Below are 21128 nucleotides of genomic sequence, written 5' to 3' on the forward strand. Positions count from 1 at the left end.
ATATAACAAGTATATTAACTTGTTTCCCTTGACAGATTAACTATTACTTTAAAAAAGATAAATATAAACTAATTCACTTTAAAATAGCATTCACTACAATTGATTAATTTGTTGTAGTAATGCCTGTCTGGCGAAATTTATTAAAATTAGTACGAAAATTATGGTGTTAAGTATTATTGTTCACGGTGGAGCAAAAACCATCTCGGAAGATAAAGCTAAAGCTAACATTGAAGGTTGTAAAGCTGCCGCAGAAGCCGGTTGGAGCATTTTAACTGGTGGGGGAAATGCTAAAGATGCAGTTGAGGCTGCTATCCGTGTGCTGGAAGATAACCCAACTTTTAACGCCAGCATTGGTGCAACTCTTGATACTGAGGGCGAAGTATTCTTAGATGCCGCCATGATGGAGGGTGACAGCTACGGTTGGGGGGGAGTAGCAGCCGTACAAAAAGTACGTCATCCCATCTCAGTAGCGCGGAAAGTTATGGGTAACAAATCCATGTTGCTAGTCTCAGAAGGTGCAGAAAAATTCGCCGCCGAACATGGTGATGAAATGTGTGCGCCCAGCGAACTAATCACCGATGAGCAGCGACAGGAGTGGGAAGAACAGGGAGCAGTTTTAGATCGTCCTGCAACTGTGGGTTGTGTCGCCCTTGATGATAGCGGGTTGCTAGTTGCAGGAACATCAACCGGAGGACTTGCCAATCAACCGCCTGGACGTGTGGGTGATTCGGCGTTGGTTGGTAGTGGTTTATATGCTGATAACAACTTGGGGGGTTGTTCAACTACAGGTGATGGGGAATCAATTATTCCTGCGGTTTTGGCAAAAACTGCAATCGATTTTTTGATGGGAGGTAGACACCCAAATGAAGCAGCACAAATGGCTATTGATACTTTGAAATCTAAAGTCAAGGGGGAAGCTGGGTGTATTCTTTTAGATTCTCAAGGACGAGTTGGCTGGGCTTATAATTCGCAAGATATGGCTGTGGCTTATATGAATGAAATTATGGAAGAGATAGCTGTATTTACTAGAAAATAAGCCATTAATTCATCCAGAATCATACCGTTTTATAGATAGCTGCTATCTCTATTCCTCGCATTAAATATGAACTCAAAATACAACTTTGATTACTTTCAAGGAAGTTGTTTTTCTGATTTGTTTGCTGAAGACATCTCAGATGGTAATTATGCCTTCATTTTGAATTATCCTGCCACAGCTAGCTGGGCTACTTATCCCAATACCAAAAAATATTTTATTCAAGATGGTAGTAGTGAAGCGACTAAAACTTCCTACGATAAGATTTTTCAAAAAGAACCTTGGAAAAACTTGGCTGTGTTGGGTAATGCGATTCCGGGAATTGTTACCAGTCCACCACCACAGTTGTTAGTAAATTACTGGCGGGAGCATTTTGGGTTTAACTATGACAACATCGAGGTGATACCGCGATCGCAGTATCTAGATGAGTTAAATTATAGTGATCGCTTTCACAAATTAATCACTTTATTTCCCTTTGATCACCTTAAAAAAGAAAAACACGCCGTTCACCCAGATACTCACTACCACTTGCTCAACAAAGCGACATTAGCTGAAATAGGAGTACCACATCCACAATACGAAACTTATCATCTCGACCAAGTTAATCTTGCAGATATTCACTTACCAGAACAATTTCCCTATCTCATCAAAACCTCTCATGGGCTATCGGGTGAAGGCACTTATATTATCAACAACCCCAGCGATTTGAATTACTGCTGTGAAGAATTAAGAAAATATCTCAATATTAAGTTACTCAATACAATTATTGTTTCTGAGTACATCAACAATGTTGTACAAAACTACTGTGTCCAATTTTATTTGAGTAAAACAGGTGATATTAAACTCATCGGCACTACAAAGCAGCTTGTTACCTCTGAAGGTAACTATATCGGCGGTATTATTCACTACCGCGAAATAGAAATGAATCGATTCTCTGAAATGATTGCTGCTATTAGTCAGTATGCTCTTCAGCACCAATATTTCGGCGTTATCGGCTTTGACGTTTTAGAAGATAAAGAAGGAAACCTTTATGTCATTGATGTTAATTTCCGCGTTAATGGTTCAACCCCACTTTGCTTGCAACGTCATACCTTATTAAATCTGGGGAAAGAAGTGGCTAAATATTCCAGTAATTACCGTATACTTGGCTCCTTAGAATCAATTCTTGTTAATTTAAAGGCAGAATTAGATAGCAAAGATGTGATAATTTTATCGGCTCTAGAAAAAAGTGAATCAGGAAAAAATTATACAGAAATATACGGTATTATTTCAGGAACTACAATTGCAGAAATACAGCAGACAGAACATAAATTAAGCTGCTTATTAAATGTCAATTCATGGGAATTTGTGTAAAGTATAAATCCCCAAAATGAAAGCTTTGGGGATTTTCAAGATTCAATAATCATCTTAACGAGATTCTGTCCCTTGATTGGGAAGACCAGGAACTGTAACAGTACCTCCAGCCGCTTCCGGTTCAGCACCCGGACGAGTTTCTGTACCTGATTCTTGACCAGTCATCCGATATCTTTCATCAAGCGGAGTATCCCCTTCTTCTGTAGTTGGCACAGTTGTTTGAGTCCCAGGATTATCTTCTGGGTCATATTTATTTTCATCTTGGCGATTATCGGGAGGTGTTTTTGATGTCATATATTTGCACCTTTTAATCCAGTTATTCTCTAATGATAGTGTTGATTTTCTAATAACTTTACTATCCATAGATAGAACTATTTCTATAACTAACTCAGAAAAAAATCACTGTGGATGATATCAATTGCTTTCGCACAGAAGTAATTTTAAGAGTTAGTAATAGTCTGCGGTGTCCAAGTAGGGCCTTGGCAACGTGGCCCCTTTGGTGTCCAACTAAGTTTATCTAAACAAATTTGTCGTTTATCCATGTTTTGTGTCCAAGCATGGTAAACAACATACTCAGTTTGAGCATCTGGCCCAAGCACAATAGAGTTATGTCCTGGCCCTCTGACAAAATTAGGCACAGACTTTAACACCCGTGGCCCGGTTTCGTTACCAGCATCAGAGTAAGACCCCATCACATGATCAGCGACACCATAATCTACACCATAGTCTTCAGTTTCCCAGCGTCCACCACTATAAAAGCAGTAGTATTTACCTTCATGCTTACGAACACAAGGGCCTTCTAAAGTGTGCCAATCATAGATTTCACCGTACATTAAACGCTTGGCTAAAAATCTTTGCCAATCGGAACGCGCCCGTAAAACGACCTTTCCCTCTCCAGCCAGTTTGGTCATCGTTTGGAGTCGGTCTACAAACAAAGCTGTACCAACACGCACACCGCCTTCTGTATCCAAAAAGTCACGAGCGTAAAATAGATACCACTGTCCATCATCATCACAAAATGGATGCGGATCAATCGCAAAGGGACAAGTATTTAAGTCTGTAAGTCCTTCGCCAATATCTTGATAAGAACCCAAAGGAGTCTCACTTGTAGCTACTCGCAATTGATGATTTTTATCTTCATGTCCGACAGAGTAGTAGAGATAAAAAATTCCATTATTGTAAGCAACTTCAGGGGCCCAATAATTATTGCCGAGGGCTGAGTCTGGTCGCAACAGTGCGTGATCAACAAAATGCCAATTGACAAAATCGAAGGAACGTAACAGAGGAAATACACGTGATTGTTTTGTTCCTTCTGCCTCTGCTGCACCAGTGCCGATCGCATAATATACGCCTTCGTGTTGCCAAACAAAGGGATCAGCAAAATAACCTTGATAAATGGGATTAGTGTATTCCATAGTTAATAGTCATTAGTCATTAGTCATTAGTCATTAGTCATTAGTCATTAGTCATTAGCCATTAATAACTAATGCCGTGTGCAACTTTATCTCAAACTTAACCCCCAACCCCTTCCCTACGTTCGCGCAGCGTGTCGTTCGCGTTAGCGTTGCGTAGCAAAGACAGGGAAGGGGAGTTAAGATTCAAAGCCTCTCTCCGTTTCGGGGAGCCAGTGCGTTGCGGGGGTTCCCCCCGTTGTAGCAACTGGCGTGAGAGGTTTGGAGAGGGGTTTTTCCCAACTATCGAATTCACGTTAACTAATGACCAATTACTAATACTTGAAATTGATATAAGTTTCGACTTTTTCTTTAGACAATTGCTCTACAACTTCGCACCGTAGCATCTGCCTCAGTTCTGCTGGGAGACTATCATAATAGTCTCGTGGCAGAGTTAAATCTACCTTTGGTGTATGTAACCAGTGCATAGCGTAACCCATGACTACCATAGGTCTAGGCTGGTTTGTCCGATTTGGTGAACCTCGGTGTAGTGCTAAAGGCGATCGCACCATCACATCTCCAGGCTGCATATAAAATGATTCCATCGGAATTTCACCCGTAGCAATCTTTTGTAGTCCTTCTTCTCTTGGTAAAAGATGAGTTCCCCTCGCCATTTGAAACGGGCCGTTGTCTGGGGTAACTTCCACCAAGGGAAAGTTAACTGCTAGGGCGTAAAGTGGTGTAACTATGCGATCGCCTACGGCGGGGCTTAGCCCATCGCTAAATAATGGGCGAAAGTCCCGATGAATTTCTTGATAATCTGAACCCTGGAATGGAACATCAACCCCCAACTGCACCATGACGTATTCTTGATAAAAGACGCGCTCAAGAATACCCATAATGACTGGGTTTGCAAAAACCAACTCATTTGCAAATGGGTAAACCCAAGGCAAAGTGAGATAATAGCGGGAGGTTTCACGAGGAGCTAAACCACCTGGTTGATTTTGGCGATCGTGAAATAACTTTTCAAACGCTTCTAACCACTCATCAATCAATTTTTGCTCAAAAAGATTACGAATTACACAAATTCCGTCTTGATTCAATTCTTGAGCAAATCTATCTAGGTCGGTAGCTGAATATTTAGCTATACCGCCTATACTTTGCACCATTTCTCTTAACCTCTTGCATTAATAACTTGAGAGCCAAATTTAAATCAGACTCTGACAACAGTTTTTTGTAATTGCTAGTCGATAATAGCGTATTATATTGATATTTGTTTTATTGATTTTTATAAAATTTACTGTTAGTAATATAAGAAATAAGCGAACTCATGTATTAGTAAGTTCAACTATAAGGATACTGGCAAATAAGTAGATAAATAGCTACAAATAGCTATCATGCTGTGAAATAAAGATTAGAAAATATAATTTAATTTTGTTTCTATCTGCCTTACTTCAACCGCACACCTACACTATCATTCGGTACAGAAGGCCATCTCACGGTCACAATCGTACAGTCAGACTGAGCAGTCCAACAATGCGGCACACCTTCACACCACAACACATAATCACCTTCACGAGATAAGGTAATCTCTCTATCCTCAAATTGCAGACAAAATTTACCATTAATCAAGATAGAAAGTGTAGCAGCTTGATTATTTACTGCCCACTCAGTTCTACTTTCGCCTGCTTGATGCACACCCCACTTAATTTCTAGTGCTGTAGTTGAACGCGGATCATCATCTGGAGTGATGAAGTGTCCCATAAACCAACCCCAACGATTTGCACCTTCGCTGACAGCATTGCCAAAAATAACATTAGGCTGCATTATGCACCTCGAAGTTAGGTACTAAAATTTGTCCTGCATAACCTGCATTGTTGTACTGCTTGAGGACTTGAGAAGCGATGTTTTTTTCTTGCCCTAAAGCTACCAACGCCACACAAGCACCCCCAAAACCTGCACCTGTCAGCCTTGCACCAAATACACCTGGGGTTTTCTGTAAAATTTCTACCAATGTATCCAATGCTGGTACAGAGACTTCATAATCATCCCGCAAACTAGCGTGAGATGCGTTCATCAACTCACCAAAACGCTCAGGTGTGACTCCCTGCAAAACTTCTAAAACACGGTTATCTTCTGTCACCACATGACGCGCGCGACGGTTTAATGGTTCTGGCAGTTTTTCTGTCACCTGAACTTCAGTAATATCTCGTAGTGCTTTGACTCCCAATAAATGCGCCGCTTCCTGACACTCAGCACGACGTTGGTTATATCCGCTAGTTGCTAGGGTGCGCGGTACACCACTATCTATAACTAAAATTGTTGTGCCTTCGGGGAAAGGAAGAACTCGACGTTCTAGTGTTCGAGTATCTAAAAACAGAATATGCTCAGTATCAGCAAGACTGGAAGCCATTTGATCCATGATGCCGCATTGTACGCCTGCATAGTGAATTTCTGCTTGTTGGGCAAGTCGAGCAATTTCGACATCATCGATTGGTAAGTCTAATAATTGGCGAATTGCTCGCAGTGTTGCTACTTCTAAAGCCGCACTACTAGATAAACCAGCACCCATAGGCACTGAGGATTGGACATACATATTCAGCGAAGGAATCGTATATCCGGCTTGTTTTAAGACTTCAATACAGCCAAAAATATAACTGGCAAATCCAGAAGGCGTGTGATGACTATCTAAAATACTCACACGCTCTTGCAGATTTTCTGAATAAAACTGGTGTTCTCCTTCATCACTCAAACCAAGCTGTACCGTTGTCTGTTGCGGAATTGCTGTTGGTAAGACAAAACCATCGTTATAGTCTGTATGTTCGCCCAGTAAATTAACTCTTCCTGATGCACTCGCTTGAGTCTGAGGTATTTGATGAAATATTTGTGGAAAAGTCATAATTGTTAGTAAATTTCTCAGTCATTTCTCTAAGGGTACAGGGCGTAATCTTCCTTCTACCTCCACACTAGGGAAGTTTGGATCAAAAGTGAGATTTTCTAATTTCCCATCCTTGAGAATGACAAAAGTATCTTCAACCTTCGCACCTGTTAAACTAGGATTCCAGGCGATCGCCATATTTTCTGTTAAAAAGTCGGTTGTTGTGGGATTAGCAACAATCTCTCTGGCTAAATAGCCTGTAGTTCCTCCCTGATGATGTTCACGGATAGCATGAGGAAAACCATGTTGTTCATACGCTTGCGCTAAAGCATAATAAACTGCATCCAGCGTCATTCCAGGTAGAGATGCTGAGAGTGCTTTGGCTTCTATTTCGCAGACATGACGATGTAATTCAGTTTCATCATCTGTTAGGCTACCAAAACAAACAAATCTAGTCAGATTAGCATACAATCCATAGCCTCTAGCGCAAAATACCAGCATTGCTTGTCTTCCTATCTTTTCCGCCGTCGGTGTAGCATGACGGTATAGGGGTAAACGCCTCTCACCAGCTACCAATGTCAAAGCCGGATGTAAACCTCTCGACCACAACGCTTCCGCACCTGCACCCGCTAACTGATATTCTGTCCAAGTAGGTTGGGCAGCTTGTAGCACTTCTGTCATCGCTGCGCTGGCTTGTTGTCCGACGTGGCGATATCTGTCTAACTCAGTGGGCAATAATACCCATTTATGTTGTTGTAGAGATTTGGGTATTGGTTGTTCTAAAGGAGAAAGAGGGCGTACGCGCTTCGCGTTGTCGCAGACATCGCTGATCACTTTTCCCCCATCTGTAGCCTCACGGACAAAAGCTTCACGAGCCGTAGCATCAGCCCAAGGGTTAATATATAGCTTAAAATTACTGGGTAGTTCCTCATCTTTGAGACGTTGCGCTTCAATTTCATCCGTTAATACCCACGCATCTTGCCCAGTTACTAATAATTCTGCAACGCCAGTTTCAGCAGTCAGCAGTACGGTATTAGAAGCACCAGCAGTTGCCCAAGCAAACCAATCTGTACCACGCAGACGCACACCCCCAACCTCAGTTTGAGAGATGGTTTCTCTGATGAATCGCAGTTTCGTCGAGACTTCTTCGCTCATAGGAAGAACACAGATAGATACAGTTAATTATCAAATTCATCTGTGTCTTTCTGCGTCTGTCTGAGGTTGAGCGATCGCACGTTCTGGAGTAATAACTGGATGGAAAAAACTAGTTTGAGTCTGCCATTAGAGTTCTTTATCTATACAGAACCACAACTCGCAATACTTTTAGACTTTTCAGGTGGCGTAAAGTTAATTAATTGGGGCAAAAACCTCTACCTTAAATCTTTATCCCAGTTTTACCCCAGTAATTTCCTCAAAATACCCAAAATAACCTCAAAAATTGTTAAAGCTGTGAAAACAAGAGCTTTAACTTCCAACAAAAAAGGGCTTGTAAGCCCTGTCAATACTTATATTTTCTTAATGTACAAAGTACAAGGCGACACCCGGATTTGAACCGGGGGATAAAGGTTTTGCAGACCGGCACTGCTGAGGCTTAGGCGGCTCAAATGCCCATATTGTCGGCAAATACAGATAAACACCCATTGACTTTGGCTATCACATTGGCTATCATTTGGGGATAAAGGTTTTGGATAGCCAAATGAATACCGCTAAGAAACCCAGAGGTAGTGTAGGGGTTGAGGAATACAGAGGTAAGCTGAGACTCAGATTACCTAGAGTAGTCACCCAGGCAGGTCAGAATAGATATCTGAATACTGGGTTAGATGCCAATGAGATTAATAGGCGCAGGGTAGCCGCAGTAGCTAGCTGGATAGAGGAAGAAATACTCACAGGGAATCTTGACCCGACATTAGACCGCTATAGTGAAAAGTTGGAGACTTACAGGCAGCCTCAGTTAACCCTAGTGAAGCCTAAGACCCCCCAGACTGACCTAATGGAACTCTGGGATAGGTACTGTGAGTTTATGAAACCTCAGCTAGCCTCTACTACATACCTAAAGGACTATGTGAGGAAATACAGAAACCACATCAAGTCCCTACCCACCAAAGACATAACCCAGGCGATCGCCATTAGAGATTACTTGTTAACTGAGTTATCACCTAATGCAGCTAAGAGAGTCTTAACCTACCTGTCAGCCTGCTGTAAATGGGCTGTAGGTTCAGGACTGCTAAAGGATAACCCATTTGTAGGGATGTCAGAGGATATTAAGCTACCTAGACATGATCGGGATGCCATAGACCCTTTCAGCCGAGATGAGATGAATACCATCATCAAGGCATTTGAGGATACTAGAACCCACTATGCGCCTTTTGTTAAGTTCTTGTTCTGGACTGGTTGCCGGACTGGGGAAGCGATCGCGCTTCAGTGGAAGCATATAAACCCTGAGTGTACCCAGATAACCTTTGCTGAGTCCTATGACAGCCAGCTAGATATTAGAAAGACTACCAAGACAGGTAAAACAAGGAAGTTCCCATGTAGCAGCCAAGTTAGGGAACTATTACTAAATATCAGACCCTCTGACCCAGACTTAGAGAGTTTAGTATTCACTAGTCCCACAGGTGGCATTATCAATAACACTAGATTCTCTAATCAAGTCTGGAAAGGTGGCAAGATGGGCAATAAGAACTACAGAGGGGTCATCCAACAGCTAATGAATGAGGGTAAGATTAACCGCTACAGATGCCTGTATAACACTAGGCACACCTTTATTACCTTGATGCTGGCTGAAGGTCTAACAGTTACTACAGTAGCCAAGTTGGTAGGGAACAGCCCAGAGATGATCCTTAAGCACTATGCAGGGAACACAGTACCCCTAGAGTTACCTAATATTTAGCCTTTGATGTAGCACTGTTGGTAATAAAGCAAAGCCCTGGAAAGATAGCCAAGGGCTTTTCTTTTGTGTAAGTAATCAAATGTTTCAGGTTCATGGTGTTCTAGTTCTAGCTCTAGTCTCTCAATAAGGCTGATTATGGTTTCCTCAGTGACCATCGGTAATCTCTATAAATCTTAGTTGACATATTAGAAGTATACAAATGAACACAAAGAAGTTTCTATGAGGCGATATACCGCACATCAGAACATTCGGCTATCCCAAGAGGACAAGGAGAAACTATTAGCACTCTGTAAGTCTAGAGGGTTAAAGCCAGCCGAACTAATCAGACAACTAATAGACAACCTAGTAAACAGATAAGGTATTTATGACTAAACAATCCAACTATGGCTACAAGGCTCAAGGTTATATGACCAATGCTGATGATATTGAAACTGCTAGACAGCGAGTAGCCGACCATGACAAACAGGTAGCAGAAACAGCCCGAAAGGTAGCTGAGGAGTTAGCCTTTGAGCGCAAGAGTAAGCAAAAGGTCTTAGAGTTACTACATCAGTTCATCAAAGCCAAGATTAAAATCGGTAATCTGACTGCTGATGATGTGGCTAATGTCTACAGTAGATTTAACCTAAGCTATAACCCAGAAATCTTAGAGCTAATCTATGTGCGATGGGCTGTCATGCTGCTTAGTCATCCTCAATATGGAGTCGAGCTAGCTGGGCATCGAGTAGGTAATGGCGGTTTAATCTGGCGCGGTAAGAGCTACAAGACATCTACAGACCTATATATTGATATCCAAAAACTGCTAGGTAATGACCCCCTAGACTCTCAAGTATGGTTTGATTACTGCCTACAGTCCATATTTGATGATGGTACTTTCTTACCTGCTGAGATTGAGTTAGATAGATTCTCAAGCTTTATGTACCAGCTTAAGGAGTTAGTAAAGCTAGAGGCTAACCCTATTGATATCCCTGATAAATCAGAGTTAACAGCTAGCGATATGTTCTTCATTGCCAGTCTGTTTAATGTAGTCTAAGACACACAAGGTTAAGTCAATAAACCCTAGTAACCCTAGCAACAAACTAGGGTTTTATTTATGGGGTAATAAGGATTTGACTATATCTAGATATGTCCTGACAAAGTAATGACAGATAGGAGGTCATTTATGAAAACAGAAAAACTAGAAATCAGAATAGACCCTAATACTAAGCAATGGTTAACCCAGTTAAGTGTTGAGACTGGGCAACCTGTATCAGCAGTGGTTAGGGATGCCCTTAGCTTTTTACAGATGGATAGGGGAACTAGAGCAGCCTATTTGATGATTCTGGAAAGTCTAGTAGGACTTAGCCCTACTGACACCCTAAACACTCTTGGCGCGATTATAGAAACCATTAAGGAGATTAAAACCAATGGCACAGACAAAGCCCTGTGTAGTCAGTAATCTACCAGATGATATTAAGTCTAAGGTAACTGAACAGCTAGCTAAGGGTATCCCAGCACCATCAATAAGCCGATGGCTGGCTAGCCAGGGTCACAAGGTTACACCCAGGCAGCTATATAACTTCAAGGATAAGACAGTACCCACAGTAGCCCCTAGAGAATCAGGCGATCCAGTTTATGAGGAAGATGCTACTGATTCAGTGATGTTTAAGCGGTTACTTAAGACCTCTTTAGATGCGGTCGAGAATCTTAGGGATACCTACAGGTTAACAGGAGATTTAAGAACCGCTAGGGTACTCAGAGAGATGTTAGAGACTGCCTCTGGGATTCTTAAGTACCGCCTACAGTATGACCAACCTGACCCTGTGGTTAATGTTCAGCTTCAGATAGCCAGTCTAGAGGCAGAGCTAGCCCTAGCGGAAGATAGCAGAGATTTCCGCAATCCCGATATAAATACCGGAGATTCTTATGAGTAACCAAATGTACCGAGTGTTCTATTCAGTCCTACCATCTAACCCAGATTACCCAGGTAGGTTACAGGCTTATCTAACCAACCCTAGTAGGGTATATAACCATTACCTAACACCTGATAACCACATACCAGACCAAGATTTCCCAGACCTCACAGAAGGTCAGGCTGAGTATATATGCCTAGTCCTAGATAAAGGATGGGATAATCCTACATTCAAATCCTTTGAGACTAAAGAGGAAGCCTTGTTTTTCATAGAGTGCCTTGAATCTCCAAGCTACATACCAGCAATCAGAGAATATTCAAATGAACCCATCGAGATTGATGAGGCTCTATATGAGGATATATGGAAAGCTTTTTATGATTAGTAAGAAAAAAGTAAGAAACAGACTAACCCATAAGTAAGAAACCTAAGCCCAGTAAGGATTACAGAAGCCAGAACTAAGCAAACAACTTGCTGAGTCGAGCCTTTTCTTACCACCTAAGTACAAATGCAAAGCCCTTGAGTAGTTCGCAGCTACCCAAGGGACTATCAAACAAACTTCAAAGATTCTGATGATTATTATAACACATATTGCGCTCAATGGCGCAAGTAGAGACTCTGATTACTTCAGAGACTCATTTAGCGATCGCCTAGCCTGCGGTAACTCATGGGAATACAGCCTAACTGAGTACCTGAAAACTCAAGGGTTAGACAAGGTATACCAGCCAGATCAGTACATGACCTATCGGGCGCACTATTGGAACTATAAGCCTGACCCTGAGAACTGGAGAACTCGCAGTCAGTCTAAGCTAGCCCAAAGCCTCTATGCACAGTTCCAAAGGGACATCCGAGTTATCCACAATGGTAAAGGATATAACTTAGAGGTTAAGTCAGGGGCTAATATCTTCCAGAAGAATAACATACTAGTCGGTGGTATAGCAACCAGATGGGACAGATATAAGTTCCCTGTTCACTTCATAGTCGCCATTGATAGAACCACAGGAGAAGCCAGGGTCACTGAGGCGGATAGGCTGACCAGAGAGACTAGCTGGCTTAGGGTTAAGTCCCAAGAGTTATCCTATGGAGTCCCCAGGCACTTATTTAAACCCTTGGATAGCTGGCTGGATTTCATTAAGGCTTCTTAGCCACTTAGTAGCCCTATGTAGCTACTTGACTAAATAAGTACACAAATGAACACAGGGTATTTAGATCACCCTGGCAGCTATGAAGTACAAAGTATCTAAACTATCCGGCAAGGTAATCAGACTAAGAAAACTCAATGCAAATAACAGACCTAAGCAGAAACCAGTTACTCAGGCTAGCTCAAGTCCTACTAGAGAAGCTGGACAAGTATAAGGAACTCTATGGAGAACTTGAAGAGGATGAAGACTATGAAGACTGAAGTAACCCTGAAACTTGATAATGAGTTACTAGTAGCCCTAGAGGCTGAGGCTATCCGCCTGGGGATTACTATGGAGGCATTGATTAACCAAGGGCTGACTAAGGAACTGTTGCCAGCGATCGCAATCTGGCAATCTGGTAAGGCTGACTGGGCAGTTAGAGACTACCTAGAGATTAAATAACACCTTAGACCCTCTAGGTTAACCCTAAGAGGGTTTATTAGTTTCTAAGGGTAGGTGTAGAGGGTTATGTGATCTAGTAGGTATTCAGCTATCCTAGTGATATGAGAGAACATCTGATAGATATAGCAGTAAAAGCATATAAAGACATCCACAGTGATCCTAGAACACCTGGGCAGAACTAAGAAGACTAAGTGACTGCAACAATACACAGTGGAATATGTGTGTAGTAAGATACTAGTATTACTTAATGTATCTTTATGAAACTCATCAGAGTACCTAGACCAATAATAGTTCTCCTCATCTCCGCAGCAGTAGCTCTCGGCTTGGTTCAAATCACTACAGGCGAGTCTTTAGGATGCCACATAGACCCTAATAACTCATTTGGCTGGTGTCCAGAGGATTATGACTAAACCAGGGGACTTGTCTAAACTTCAGAGCTACTAATCTATCACTCTCTTATCTTTAGTATGGTATCTGATACCAAGGGCAACCTTAAAGCCTCAGAATCAGCCGACTATTCTAAAACTTTATTCCCATCACTCCCATGTAGATAGTATCATACCAGATACCATTATTATAGTATCAGAAGTATTAGTACCCTATTAATCCCCACAGTAGACCTATTACAACCCTTGTAAATACCTTAAACTTCCCTAATAATATTTTATCTCTCTCATACTAATGGTATCATACCAGATACCATAGTAGTATCAAGAAAAATCCCAGTATCACCTGGGATTACAAGAGAGATAGTATAGATATTTATGCTTACAGGGATAACTTAGATTCTATTCTGTCTAGTCTATCTAGTATCGATAGTTGGATAGCTGGATAGCCTTCTAATGATTGCCTAATGGCTTCAATGATTAACTGTTGCTGAGACTTCCCAGTAATAGCCTTAGCCGATTCTAGTAAGGCTTTTACATCTTCAGGTAGTCTTAGTAGGGTCTTATGTGTTTTCATATCTGCTTAACTATATTACTGTATATCATTATAACATGATACTACTATTTTGTCACAATATGGTATCTGGTATGATACCAAGAACAAGAGAGAGATAGGAAATAAGTTCTAGGATTTAGGTGATTTAAGCATCAAGCATAAGCTATCATTATACATTAATGGCTTTATATAATATATTTAAAATCAAATCCCTATGATGGTATCAGATACCATACCAACTTGATGAGAGGGATAAAATACAAGCCTAAGCAGTATAAGGGTTTCACAGTTACCCATAGGGCTACTCAAAAAATGACAAAATATAGATATTATGGTATCATGGTATCACACCAATCAAGAGAGAGGGATAGGAAACAAACTTATGGCTAAAGTTAAAACCAATGATATGACCCTAAGACTGCCTGAAGAGCTAGATCAGCAGATTAAGGCAGCTAGTCAGGTATCAGGTATCAGTAAACACCAGTTCATTATTAATGCTATTAAGGACACTTTAGCGGGTCAAGTCTACCAATCCCTAGAGGTAGCACAACAAGTTAAAGAACAGCTAGAAGGCGATCGCCCAATCACTGATGTAGCAATAGACATCAAAAATGCCCTAGATATGTTACAGGCACAGATACACAACCTTAAGGAAGAGAATAAGCTAATCAGAGAAGAGATAGCTAAGAAAAATGATGAGCCTGAGTACCACTTTAAGCCAGGATTTGAGGTAACTAAGCAATCTACAAAGCTTTTCAGTCTACTAATGACTAGTAGATTTCATACCCAGGAATGGGCTAGAGATGGTATCAAGCGGAATACAGAAACTCTCAGATACCACTATGACTTAGATATCATCACCAGAGAAACCAGAACTAAGTCAGGTAGGATTGCTTTCAAGGTAGTCGCAGCAGACCTAGAAGAGTTACAGGTTAGCCCAGATGGTCACTTTATCAGCCCCTTGGGTAGCTTTGGTTATGACCCAGAACAATGGGCTAAGGAAGAGGAAGAGGTTAAGAACCTATCAGGTAATAGAGACCCCTACAAATACTTTCCAGGAGAGGATGAGGAAGTAGTAAGTTTCAATCATCTGGAAACCTTCACCAATCAGTACCTACATGAGAGATTTAATATCAGCTATAAAGAGTTAATCAATAGACACTTCTTAGATATCTGTATTGATGGGGTATGGACTAGTTTCGGTAAGGACTATAAAGATGAATGGCACAAGAGTAGCTATGTAAGAACTATCAACTATGATGCAAAAGCAATAGAAGTGCAGATTGAGCAACTAGAGAAAAAGATCAGATCATCTGAGGATGTAGAGGAAAGAAAGAGTTTACACAGCCAACAGCAAGAGTTAAAGCAAAAGCTACAGGACTTGTACCATGAACCAGCAAGATTGGGCTAACCAGCCAAGCCCATTCAAAGGGCAATACCTACCCACCTACAGCCCTATTGCCCGATGGGTTATGCCTATAGACTCCAAAGGGCTACAAGACACCTACTACTACAACCTAGAAGGGCAGCTTGTTAAGGAAGTATTCAACCAATCAGGTAAAAGGGTAGACCTAAAGATTCTCAAGACTAACCTATTCACACTTTATTGATATTAGGGATTACATTATGATTACCCCAGTATGGTCTGGGGTTATTACCGGAAACTCCCCAGGCTATACTGGGGTTTTTCTTTACTTAACTCGCTTAGATGCGCTTAAGTATTAGCTCTATTATCCCTCAGTTACCTCCAGTTACCTCTAGTTACCTCCAGATACTTTTAGAGGTAACTGCTATGATTCATATAGGGCAAGCTTTTCAGCTTATCAGTTACCTAGTTACCTCTATTTTCTCTTAAAAAGGGTCTACAGTTATATATAGGACTTTTTAAGCTCATAACAGAGGTAACTAGGTAACTCAAGGGCTAATCTCTAGGTTATATAAGGCTTGTAGTAGTTACCCTTAAAGGTAACTAGAGGTAACTGATAAGGTAACTTGAGGTAACTTGAGGTTCAACCGCTAACTCAAAGGGTAAACCCTACTCAACATCACAGGTATTAAGTACCCCTGCATTGGGGCTTTCTCTTATTGCTTTAGCAAAAGCACTAGTACCTAAAGCCGCATAACTATAACTATCTAGTATGGCATCTAGCTCTTTTAAACCCTCCGGTGGTAATACCTTCACTAGCTCCAGATAATCAGAACTCCTAAAACCAGAACTAGACCACCAAATAATCCCATAATCTGTTCTATCAAATGTCTGGATAACACCAGGGTCATTTGCAACTAATATGTAATCTAGTTTACCATCTACCCCTTTGAACTGGTACACCAGAGCATCTAAAGCTACCCCAATGGTATAAACCTTACACTTAGTTCTATCAAAAGGCTCTATTTTGGTTTGCTGCTGTTCTTGTACCTGGGGCTTCAAGATGTGCGAGATTACCGCCAAGGGTATAACTATTAATAACCAGATACTAAGTACCTTCTTAGGGTTCTCTTCAATAAGCTTTGTAATCTTACCCAGCATTTGCATAATGAGTATTTAATATTACTAACCTTAGTTTATTGCGGCTAATACTCAAGGTCAAGTAAAGTATTACACCCTGCTAAACTAATAACCACTAGCCCCATAAAATAACCCCTTAGAAGCTAATAACCTCTAAGGGGCTAAGTTTAGACACCTGAAGAACTTTAAAGATAGTTGTTAAATATAAGCCGCACCTAACAGCATTTAGTCAGCTAGTACCCCTTTTGGCTATCAGTTTGGCTATCACAAAGTCTCTTTTGATATTTACTTGGCACTCTTAAAAGGCTGGAAGCCTTAAGGCGACACCCGGATTTGAACCGGGGGATAAAGGTTTTGCAGACCTCTGCCTTACCACTTGGCTATGTCGCCATATCCACATTCACCTATATTATCAGATTATCAACTAAATTGACATTCCTGCTCTAGAAAATTTTTCCTTTGCATTTCTGAAACTTCCTTATCTGCTGCCGCAACTCTTGGTTGGAGAGAAATGTTTTCAGTGTGAGGTTGCTAGCAATTTCATGGACACCTAATAACTGCTATATCTTCCGCCCGAAACCGGATTTACATTTCTAGTTAATGTATAAGTGTTGTAAGCTACAAAAATCACATAATTTCTATCTTAGGATAGGTTGAAAAATTAAAAACGTAGTTAAAATAATAATTTATACAAAAAAATTGCTTTTATTTATGTGTTATTGCTGAAAAAGGAAAAGGTTTTTTTGAGCCGTTAAACATGACGCATGAAGGTAAATAATGTTATTTGTGCTGTTAAATGTAAGTTTTATAAACAAGCTATTTTTTGACAACAGAGAAAAATGATATTGTCTCCACAACAGACAAAGGAGAATCAGATATTAATACCCAAAACTCTCTAAACGTAAAAATGAATCAGGCTTCTCCTATATCAGTTGCTCAAGTGACGGATCTACATCTGTTGGCAACGGAAAACTGCCCACTGCAAGGGATACAGACGACAGAGTCATTTCAAGCGGTGATTCAACGGTTGCAAGAGTTAAGAGAGGAACTAGATTTAGTCTTACTTACGGGAGATTTGTCGGAGGATGGCACGCCTCAATCTTATGAAAACCTGCAATATCAACTAAACACACTCAAAATACCTACTTATTGGCTACCAGGTAATCATGACTGCGCGATCGCAATGGATAAAATTTTGAATCAAGGAATGGTATCGCGACGCAAGTCTTTTCAAAGGGGGGGTTGGAATTTTATTTTGCTAGATTCTTCTTTACCTGAGCATTGGTACGGCTATCTGTCGTCTACAACTATAGAATGGCTCAACTCAGAACTACAAATTCTTGGTAACTACCCCACCTTAATAGCTTTACATCATCCGCCTTTTCCGGTTAACTCGGCTTGGTTAGATGCTAGTGGTTTGCAAAACCCTGAAGAGTTGTTTGCGGTTTTAGATCGTTATCCCCAAGTTAAATTAGTCTTATTTGGTCACATTCACCAGGAATTTCAGCACCAGCGTCATCAAGTTGACTATTTGGGTACTCCCTCAACCTGCTTTCAATTTCATTCCCAAAGTCCCACTTTTGCTATTAATCAAGATTTGCCTGGATTTCGTCTACTAACACTCTACCCTGATGGTAGGTGGGAAACTAGGGTAGAGAGAGTATCTTATCCGTTTCCACTCGCATCAGCAGCTAATATTTAACAATTCAAAATTCAAAATACCCTATCGGGAAGCAAGCTACAAAATTCAAAATTAAAGACATTTTCAGTCGGGGATTTCAACCCCCACTGAAAATATGCTACGTATAGACGTAGGGGTCTTAAACCCTCTGATTTACGATAAATTTTATAATTTCAGCAAAGATGATGAAATTTGCAGCCAGATATTGGGGGGTTATCTATGAAAATTCATTACTTGCAGCACGTCCCTTTTGAAACACCTGCCAGTATTGAACAGTGGGCATTAAAACACAAACATTCTCTTTTTGCCACTAGATTTTATGCTCAAGATTCCTTACCGACTATTGAGGATTTTGATTGGTTGGTGGTGATGGGTGGGCCAATGAATATTTATGAAGATGAACAATATCCTTGGTTGACACAGGAGAAGCGATTTATTGCACAAGCGATCGCAGCTAATAAGATGGTAATTGGGATTTGTTTAGGTTCACAGTTGATTGCAGATGTTTTAGGCTCTAAAGTTTATCGAGGAAAATATAAAGAAATTGGTTGGTTTCCAATTGAATTAACAGATGCGGCAAGAAAATCAACTATTTTTGGTGATTTACCACAGAAATTTACAGTTTTTCATTGGCATGGTGATACATTTGATTTACCAACTGGTGCAACTAGATTAGCCTACAGTGCAGCTTGTCAAAATCAGGCTTTTATTTATGATGAAAAAGTTTTAGGTTTACAGTTTCACTTAGAGTCAACACCAGAGAGTGTAAGTCAAATTATAGAAAATTGTGGTGATGAACTTGTTGATGGAAAATATATCCAACAAGCTTCAGAAATGCTAACTCCAGCAGATAATTTCACTCAAATTAATACTGTGATGTTTAGTATTTTAGATAAACTAGCGAGTAATTCATGATTTATGGTAGCAAGGATATAATTCCTTACTACCATCCTATTTATCGGGGAGGAATATTCTTAGATTCACTCCCTAAACTTTGTGCTAATTCAGTAAAACTCAGAGACTGAACTATTCTTAAACCAAGAGAATTTCGAGAAATAGTTTTAGCATAAGCTGCACTTAAGTATGGGGTATATTGGACATTATTGGCTACATAGTTTTGAAAGAAAGGTAAACTCAAAGTATTAATGTAGCGGCGTGCTTGTGCTGCATCTCCTACTAACTCTGGTGGTAAAGGGATTTGCTGACTGTTGGGGTTACTATTCCCGATGGTGGTGAAGTGAGTTCCACCGACAAGTACGGCGAGATATTTCTGGGAATTAGCTAGCCAAGAAAAAGGTAAGATTTGTTCATACAAAGCAGGTGCGATGGTATCTTCACTACTGCTAATCAACATTACTGGAACTTTCACCTGATTCATTCCAGCTTTGCCAAAAATTGAACTAGTGATGGGATTAACAGCGATCGCAGCTTTAACTCGTTTATCTTGTAAACTATCTGGTAGGGATTTGTTTTTCATCTCTAAGGCGCGACACTGCACCAATAAAGACAAATTCCACGTTTTATTGAGTGTTACTGGTTGACAATCTCGTTGTAATTGCTCAAAGTTAATTTTTGCACCAGCTAAGGCTAAAGCTGTGTAACCACCTAAAGACTGTCCAAATACACCAACTTGTTGCAGATTTAATTTACCTTTAAACTCAACATCAGACTGGTTTTTGACTTCCAGTTGATTTAAAACATACTTGATATCTAAAGGCCGATTTTGAAATTCTGCGGCGGAGATGATATCTTGCTGCTGTTTTGTATTTTCTGTGGGATGGTTGGGAACAACTACCGCCAAACCGTAAGATGCTAAGTGAGTCGCCAAATATTCAAAGTTACTACTGTTAGAACCTAACCCATGTGAAATCACAATTACAGGTGCATTCTGTTTAGTTTGGGGAAGGTAAACATCAGTTAACAATAAGCGATTCCGTGTAGAGTCGAATAACCGCAGTTGATATTTCTGTGATGTGATTTTCCCAGGATTGCTTAAATCTGCTAGGTGAGTTAAACCCTTGCTATTGTAAATGTTAGCAGCTTCCTGATTCGATTTATTAGTAACGAGTGCGATCGCCTGTTGGGTTTTATTGACGATTTGTTCTAGTTCGTTGGCGATCGCTAGACTTTGGGGTAAATTAATGTAAACGCCGTTAGTAGGATATTTACGTAATATATTTAATAAAGTTAACCCTTCCGGTTCACTAGCTGCTGACACTAACGCTGAACGCAAAGTTTTTAAGTCGGGTTTAACTTGCGTAGTTCTGTTTTGAATGACTTCCCCCAAGCGTCGCAGTAAAAATTCTCCTTGGGATGTGTGCAGAAATTGCGACAACATCGCAGGACTAACTTTGATAGGATTAGATAAAATTTGTCGTAATTCTTGAAATTGCTTCGCCGACAAATATTGTTGATAAATGGCTAATTCTTCATTTACTGCACCTGTTTTGGCATAGGTTTCTAAACTAGCCACAGAAATAGATAATTCTAAACCAGAATAAGATGTAAATACCCTTTCTGCTGCCATTGCATGATGACTAACTCCCAAGGTAGGGAGTAATGTTGATAGAGCTAGCAATAGTGAATGTTGACTTACTTTGCTAGTCCACTTTTTTAATAGACTATTCATTGCTCAACTGTTTTGATGGTGTAAGGCTGATTTTTGGTAGAGATGCTGACACCCCAGTTGATTTACGCAATTTGCCACGGAAATGTAATCTTTTGTAGAGTCAGAACCTATTTATAAAGTAAATACTAAGTAGTGGACTGAGACGACTAAAATGATGCAATAGACTTGGTTAGAATTAAACGCCGATGCACGCAGATAAACGCGGATAGAACTTCTGCTATTGCACTATTTTAGCCTTGCCACACCACTACAAATTTCATGGTTACTTTATAAATCATCTCTCAGTGATATTCATTCCCGCTAATGATTTAGATTTTAGTGATTGCTTGAATGGTGTTCATTCACTGTAAAATACA

25 protein-coding genes and 1 tRNA gene are annotated in these 21128 nt (G+C 40.5%); 16 read left to right on the forward strand and 10 right to left on the reverse strand.

The window, feature by feature from the left end; all coding sequences use genetic code 11:
* The first annotated feature begins 160 nt into the window (after window positions 1–160).
* Window positions 161–1036, forward strand: a complete 876-nt coding sequence (locus CLI64_RS13650; RefSeq protein WP_103137736.1) for an isoaspartyl peptidase/L-asparaginase family protein — start codon at window positions 161–163, stop codon at window positions 1034–1036.
* 66 nt (window positions 1037–1102) lie between these two features.
* Window positions 1103–2386, forward strand: a complete 1284-nt coding sequence (locus tag CLI64_RS13655; protein WP_103137737.1) for an ATP-grasp domain-containing protein — start codon at window positions 1103–1105, stop codon at window positions 2384–2386.
* A gap of 54 nt (window positions 2387–2440) precedes the next feature.
* On the opposite strand, the gene CLI64_RS13660 is transcribed toward CLI64_RS13655, so the two are convergent.
* From CLI64_RS13660 to CLI64_RS13685, 6 genes are all read right to left on the reverse strand, one after another.
* On the reverse strand, window positions 2441–2680 hold the full coding sequence (locus CLI64_RS13660; RefSeq protein ID WP_103137738.1) for a hypothetical protein: 240 nt from the start codon (window positions 2678–2680) through the stop codon (window positions 2441–2443).
* Between the two features lie 146 nt (window positions 2681–2826).
* Complete coding sequence (locus CLI64_RS13665) at window positions 2827–3801, reverse strand: glycoside hydrolase family 43 protein (RefSeq protein ID WP_103137739.1); 975 nt, start codon at window positions 3799–3801, stop codon at window positions 2827–2829.
* A gap of 311 nt (window positions 3802–4112) precedes the next feature.
* Window positions 4113–4946, reverse strand: a complete 834-nt coding sequence (locus CLI64_RS13670; RefSeq protein WP_103137740.1) for a phytanoyl-CoA dioxygenase family protein — start codon at window positions 4944–4946, stop codon at window positions 4113–4115.
* 280 nt (window positions 4947–5226) lie between these two features.
* Window positions 5227–5604 (reverse strand): signal peptidase I, encoded by a 378-nt coding sequence (locus CLI64_RS13675; RefSeq protein WP_103137741.1) that lies wholly within the window; start codon window positions 5602–5604, stop codon window positions 5227–5229.
* Entirely contained in the window at window positions 5594–6676 is a 1083-nt protein-coding gene (gene galK, locus CLI64_RS13680; RefSeq protein ID WP_103137742.1) for a galactokinase, read from the reverse strand. The genes CLI64_RS13675 and galK overlap by 11 nt, the downstream gene beginning before the upstream one ends.
* A 21-nt stretch (window positions 6677–6697) precedes the next feature.
* On the reverse strand, window positions 6698–7810 hold the full coding sequence (locus tag CLI64_RS13685; RefSeq protein WP_103137743.1) for a Xaa-Pro peptidase family protein: 1113 nt from the start codon (window positions 7808–7810) through the stop codon (window positions 6698–6700).
* Between the two features lie 99 nt (window positions 7811–7909).
* Here CLI64_RS13685 and CLI64_RS13690 point away from each other — a divergent pair, with 99 nt between their 5' ends.
* From CLI64_RS13690 to CLI64_RS30805, 10 genes are all read left to right on the forward strand, one after another.
* Window positions 7910–8206, forward strand: coding sequence for a hypothetical protein (locus CLI64_RS13690; protein WP_103137744.1), 297 nt, complete (start codon window positions 7910–7912; stop codon window positions 8204–8206).
* 145 nt (window positions 8207–8351) lie between these two features.
* Window positions 8352–9545, forward strand: a complete 1194-nt coding sequence (gene xerC, locus CLI64_RS13695; RefSeq protein WP_103137745.1) for a tyrosine recombinase XerC — start codon at window positions 8352–8354, stop codon at window positions 9543–9545.
* Between the two features lie 219 nt (window positions 9546–9764).
* Window positions 9765–9902 carry a ribbon-helix-helix protein, CopG family gene (locus CLI64_RS32175; RefSeq protein ID WP_374703965.1) on the forward strand — a complete coding sequence of 46 codons (138 nt, stop codon included), beginning with the start codon at window positions 9765–9767 and terminating at the stop codon, window positions 9900–9902.
* A 7-nt stretch (window positions 9903–9909) separates the two neighbouring features.
* Window positions 9910–10575 carry a hypothetical protein gene (locus CLI64_RS13700; protein ID WP_103137746.1) on the forward strand — a complete coding sequence of 222 codons (666 nt, stop codon included), beginning with the start codon at window positions 9910–9912 and terminating at the stop codon, window positions 10573–10575.
* A 129-nt stretch (window positions 10576–10704) separates the two neighbouring features.
* Window positions 10705–10980 (forward strand): hypothetical protein, encoded by a 276-nt coding sequence (locus CLI64_RS13705; RefSeq protein WP_103137747.1) that lies wholly within the window; start codon window positions 10705–10707, stop codon window positions 10978–10980.
* Window positions 10949–11455 carry a hypothetical protein gene (locus tag CLI64_RS13710; RefSeq protein WP_103137748.1) on the forward strand — a complete coding sequence of 169 codons (507 nt, stop codon included), beginning with the start codon at window positions 10949–10951 and terminating at the stop codon, window positions 11453–11455. The genes CLI64_RS13705 and CLI64_RS13710 overlap by 32 nt, the downstream gene beginning before the upstream one ends.
* Window positions 11448–11816: a hypothetical protein gene (locus CLI64_RS13715; RefSeq protein ID WP_103137749.1), complete on the forward strand. Its 369-nt coding sequence runs from the start codon at window positions 11448–11450 to the stop codon at window positions 11814–11816. The genes CLI64_RS13710 and CLI64_RS13715 overlap by 8 nt, the downstream gene beginning before the upstream one ends.
* Before the next feature lie 187 nt (window positions 11817–12003).
* Window positions 12004–12576: a hypothetical protein gene (locus tag CLI64_RS13720; protein ID WP_103137750.1), complete on the forward strand. Its 573-nt coding sequence runs from the start codon at window positions 12004–12006 to the stop codon at window positions 12574–12576.
* Window positions 12577–12822: 246 nt separating this feature from the next.
* On the forward strand, window positions 12823–13014 hold the full coding sequence (locus tag CLI64_RS13725; protein ID WP_103137751.1) for a hypothetical protein: 192 nt from the start codon (window positions 12823–12825) through the stop codon (window positions 13012–13014).
* Between the two features lie 257 nt (window positions 13015–13271).
* Window positions 13272–13424: a hypothetical protein gene (locus CLI64_RS30805; protein WP_157943270.1), complete on the forward strand. Its 153-nt coding sequence runs from the start codon at window positions 13272–13274 to the stop codon at window positions 13422–13424.
* Between the two features lie 358 nt (window positions 13425–13782).
* On the opposite strand, the gene CLI64_RS13730 is transcribed toward CLI64_RS30805, so the two are convergent.
* Window positions 13783–13977 (reverse strand): hypothetical protein, encoded by a 195-nt coding sequence (locus tag CLI64_RS13730; protein ID WP_103137752.1) that lies wholly within the window; start codon window positions 13975–13977, stop codon window positions 13783–13785.
* 361 nt (window positions 13978–14338) lie between these two features.
* Here CLI64_RS13730 and CLI64_RS13735 point away from each other — a divergent pair, with 361 nt between their 5' ends.
* Window positions 14339–15367, forward strand: a complete 1029-nt coding sequence (locus CLI64_RS13735; protein ID WP_157943271.1) for a CopG family ribbon-helix-helix protein — start codon at window positions 14339–14341, stop codon at window positions 15365–15367.
* Window positions 15345–15566, forward strand: coding sequence for a hypothetical protein (locus tag CLI64_RS31575; protein ID WP_103137754.1), 222 nt, complete (start codon window positions 15345–15347; stop codon window positions 15564–15566). Before CLI64_RS13735 ends, CLI64_RS31575 begins: the two co-directional genes overlap by 23 nt.
* A 425-nt stretch (window positions 15567–15991) precedes the next feature.
* Here the strand turns inward: CLI64_RS31575 and CLI64_RS13745 are convergent, their stop codons facing one another.
* Both CLI64_RS13745 and CLI64_RS13750 read right to left on the reverse strand, forming a co-directional pair.
* Entirely contained in the window at window positions 15992–16489 is a 498-nt protein-coding gene (locus tag CLI64_RS13745; protein ID WP_103137755.1) for a hypothetical protein, read from the reverse strand.
* Between the two features lie 291 nt (window positions 16490–16780).
* Window positions 16781–16852 (reverse strand) — tRNA-Cys (locus CLI64_RS13750).
* A 517-nt stretch (window positions 16853–17369) separates the two neighbouring features.
* Between CLI64_RS13750 and cpdA the strand changes: the two genes are divergently transcribed.
* Window positions 17370–18164 carry a 3',5'-cyclic-AMP phosphodiesterase gene (cpdA, locus tag CLI64_RS13755; protein WP_103140713.1) on the forward strand — a complete coding sequence of 265 codons (795 nt, stop codon included), beginning with the start codon at window positions 17370–17372 and terminating at the stop codon, window positions 18162–18164.
* Window positions 18165–18362: 198 nt separating this feature from the next.
* Window positions 18363–19058 carry a type 1 glutamine amidotransferase gene (locus tag CLI64_RS13760; RefSeq protein WP_103137756.1) on the forward strand — a complete coding sequence of 232 codons (696 nt, stop codon included), beginning with the start codon at window positions 18363–18365 and terminating at the stop codon, window positions 19056–19058.
* Window positions 19059–19098: 40 nt separating this feature from the next.
* On the opposite strand, the gene CLI64_RS13765 is transcribed toward CLI64_RS13760, so the two are convergent.
* Window positions 19099–20772 (reverse strand): alpha/beta hydrolase, encoded by a 1674-nt coding sequence (locus CLI64_RS13765; protein ID WP_103137757.1) that lies wholly within the window; start codon window positions 20770–20772, stop codon window positions 19099–19101.
* Window positions 20773–21128 lie beyond the last annotated feature (356 nt).

The organism is Nostoc sp. CENA543, assembly GCF_002896875.1.
Taxonomy (GTDB): Bacteria; Cyanobacteriota; Cyanobacteriia; order Cyanobacteriales; family Nostocaceae; genus Trichormus.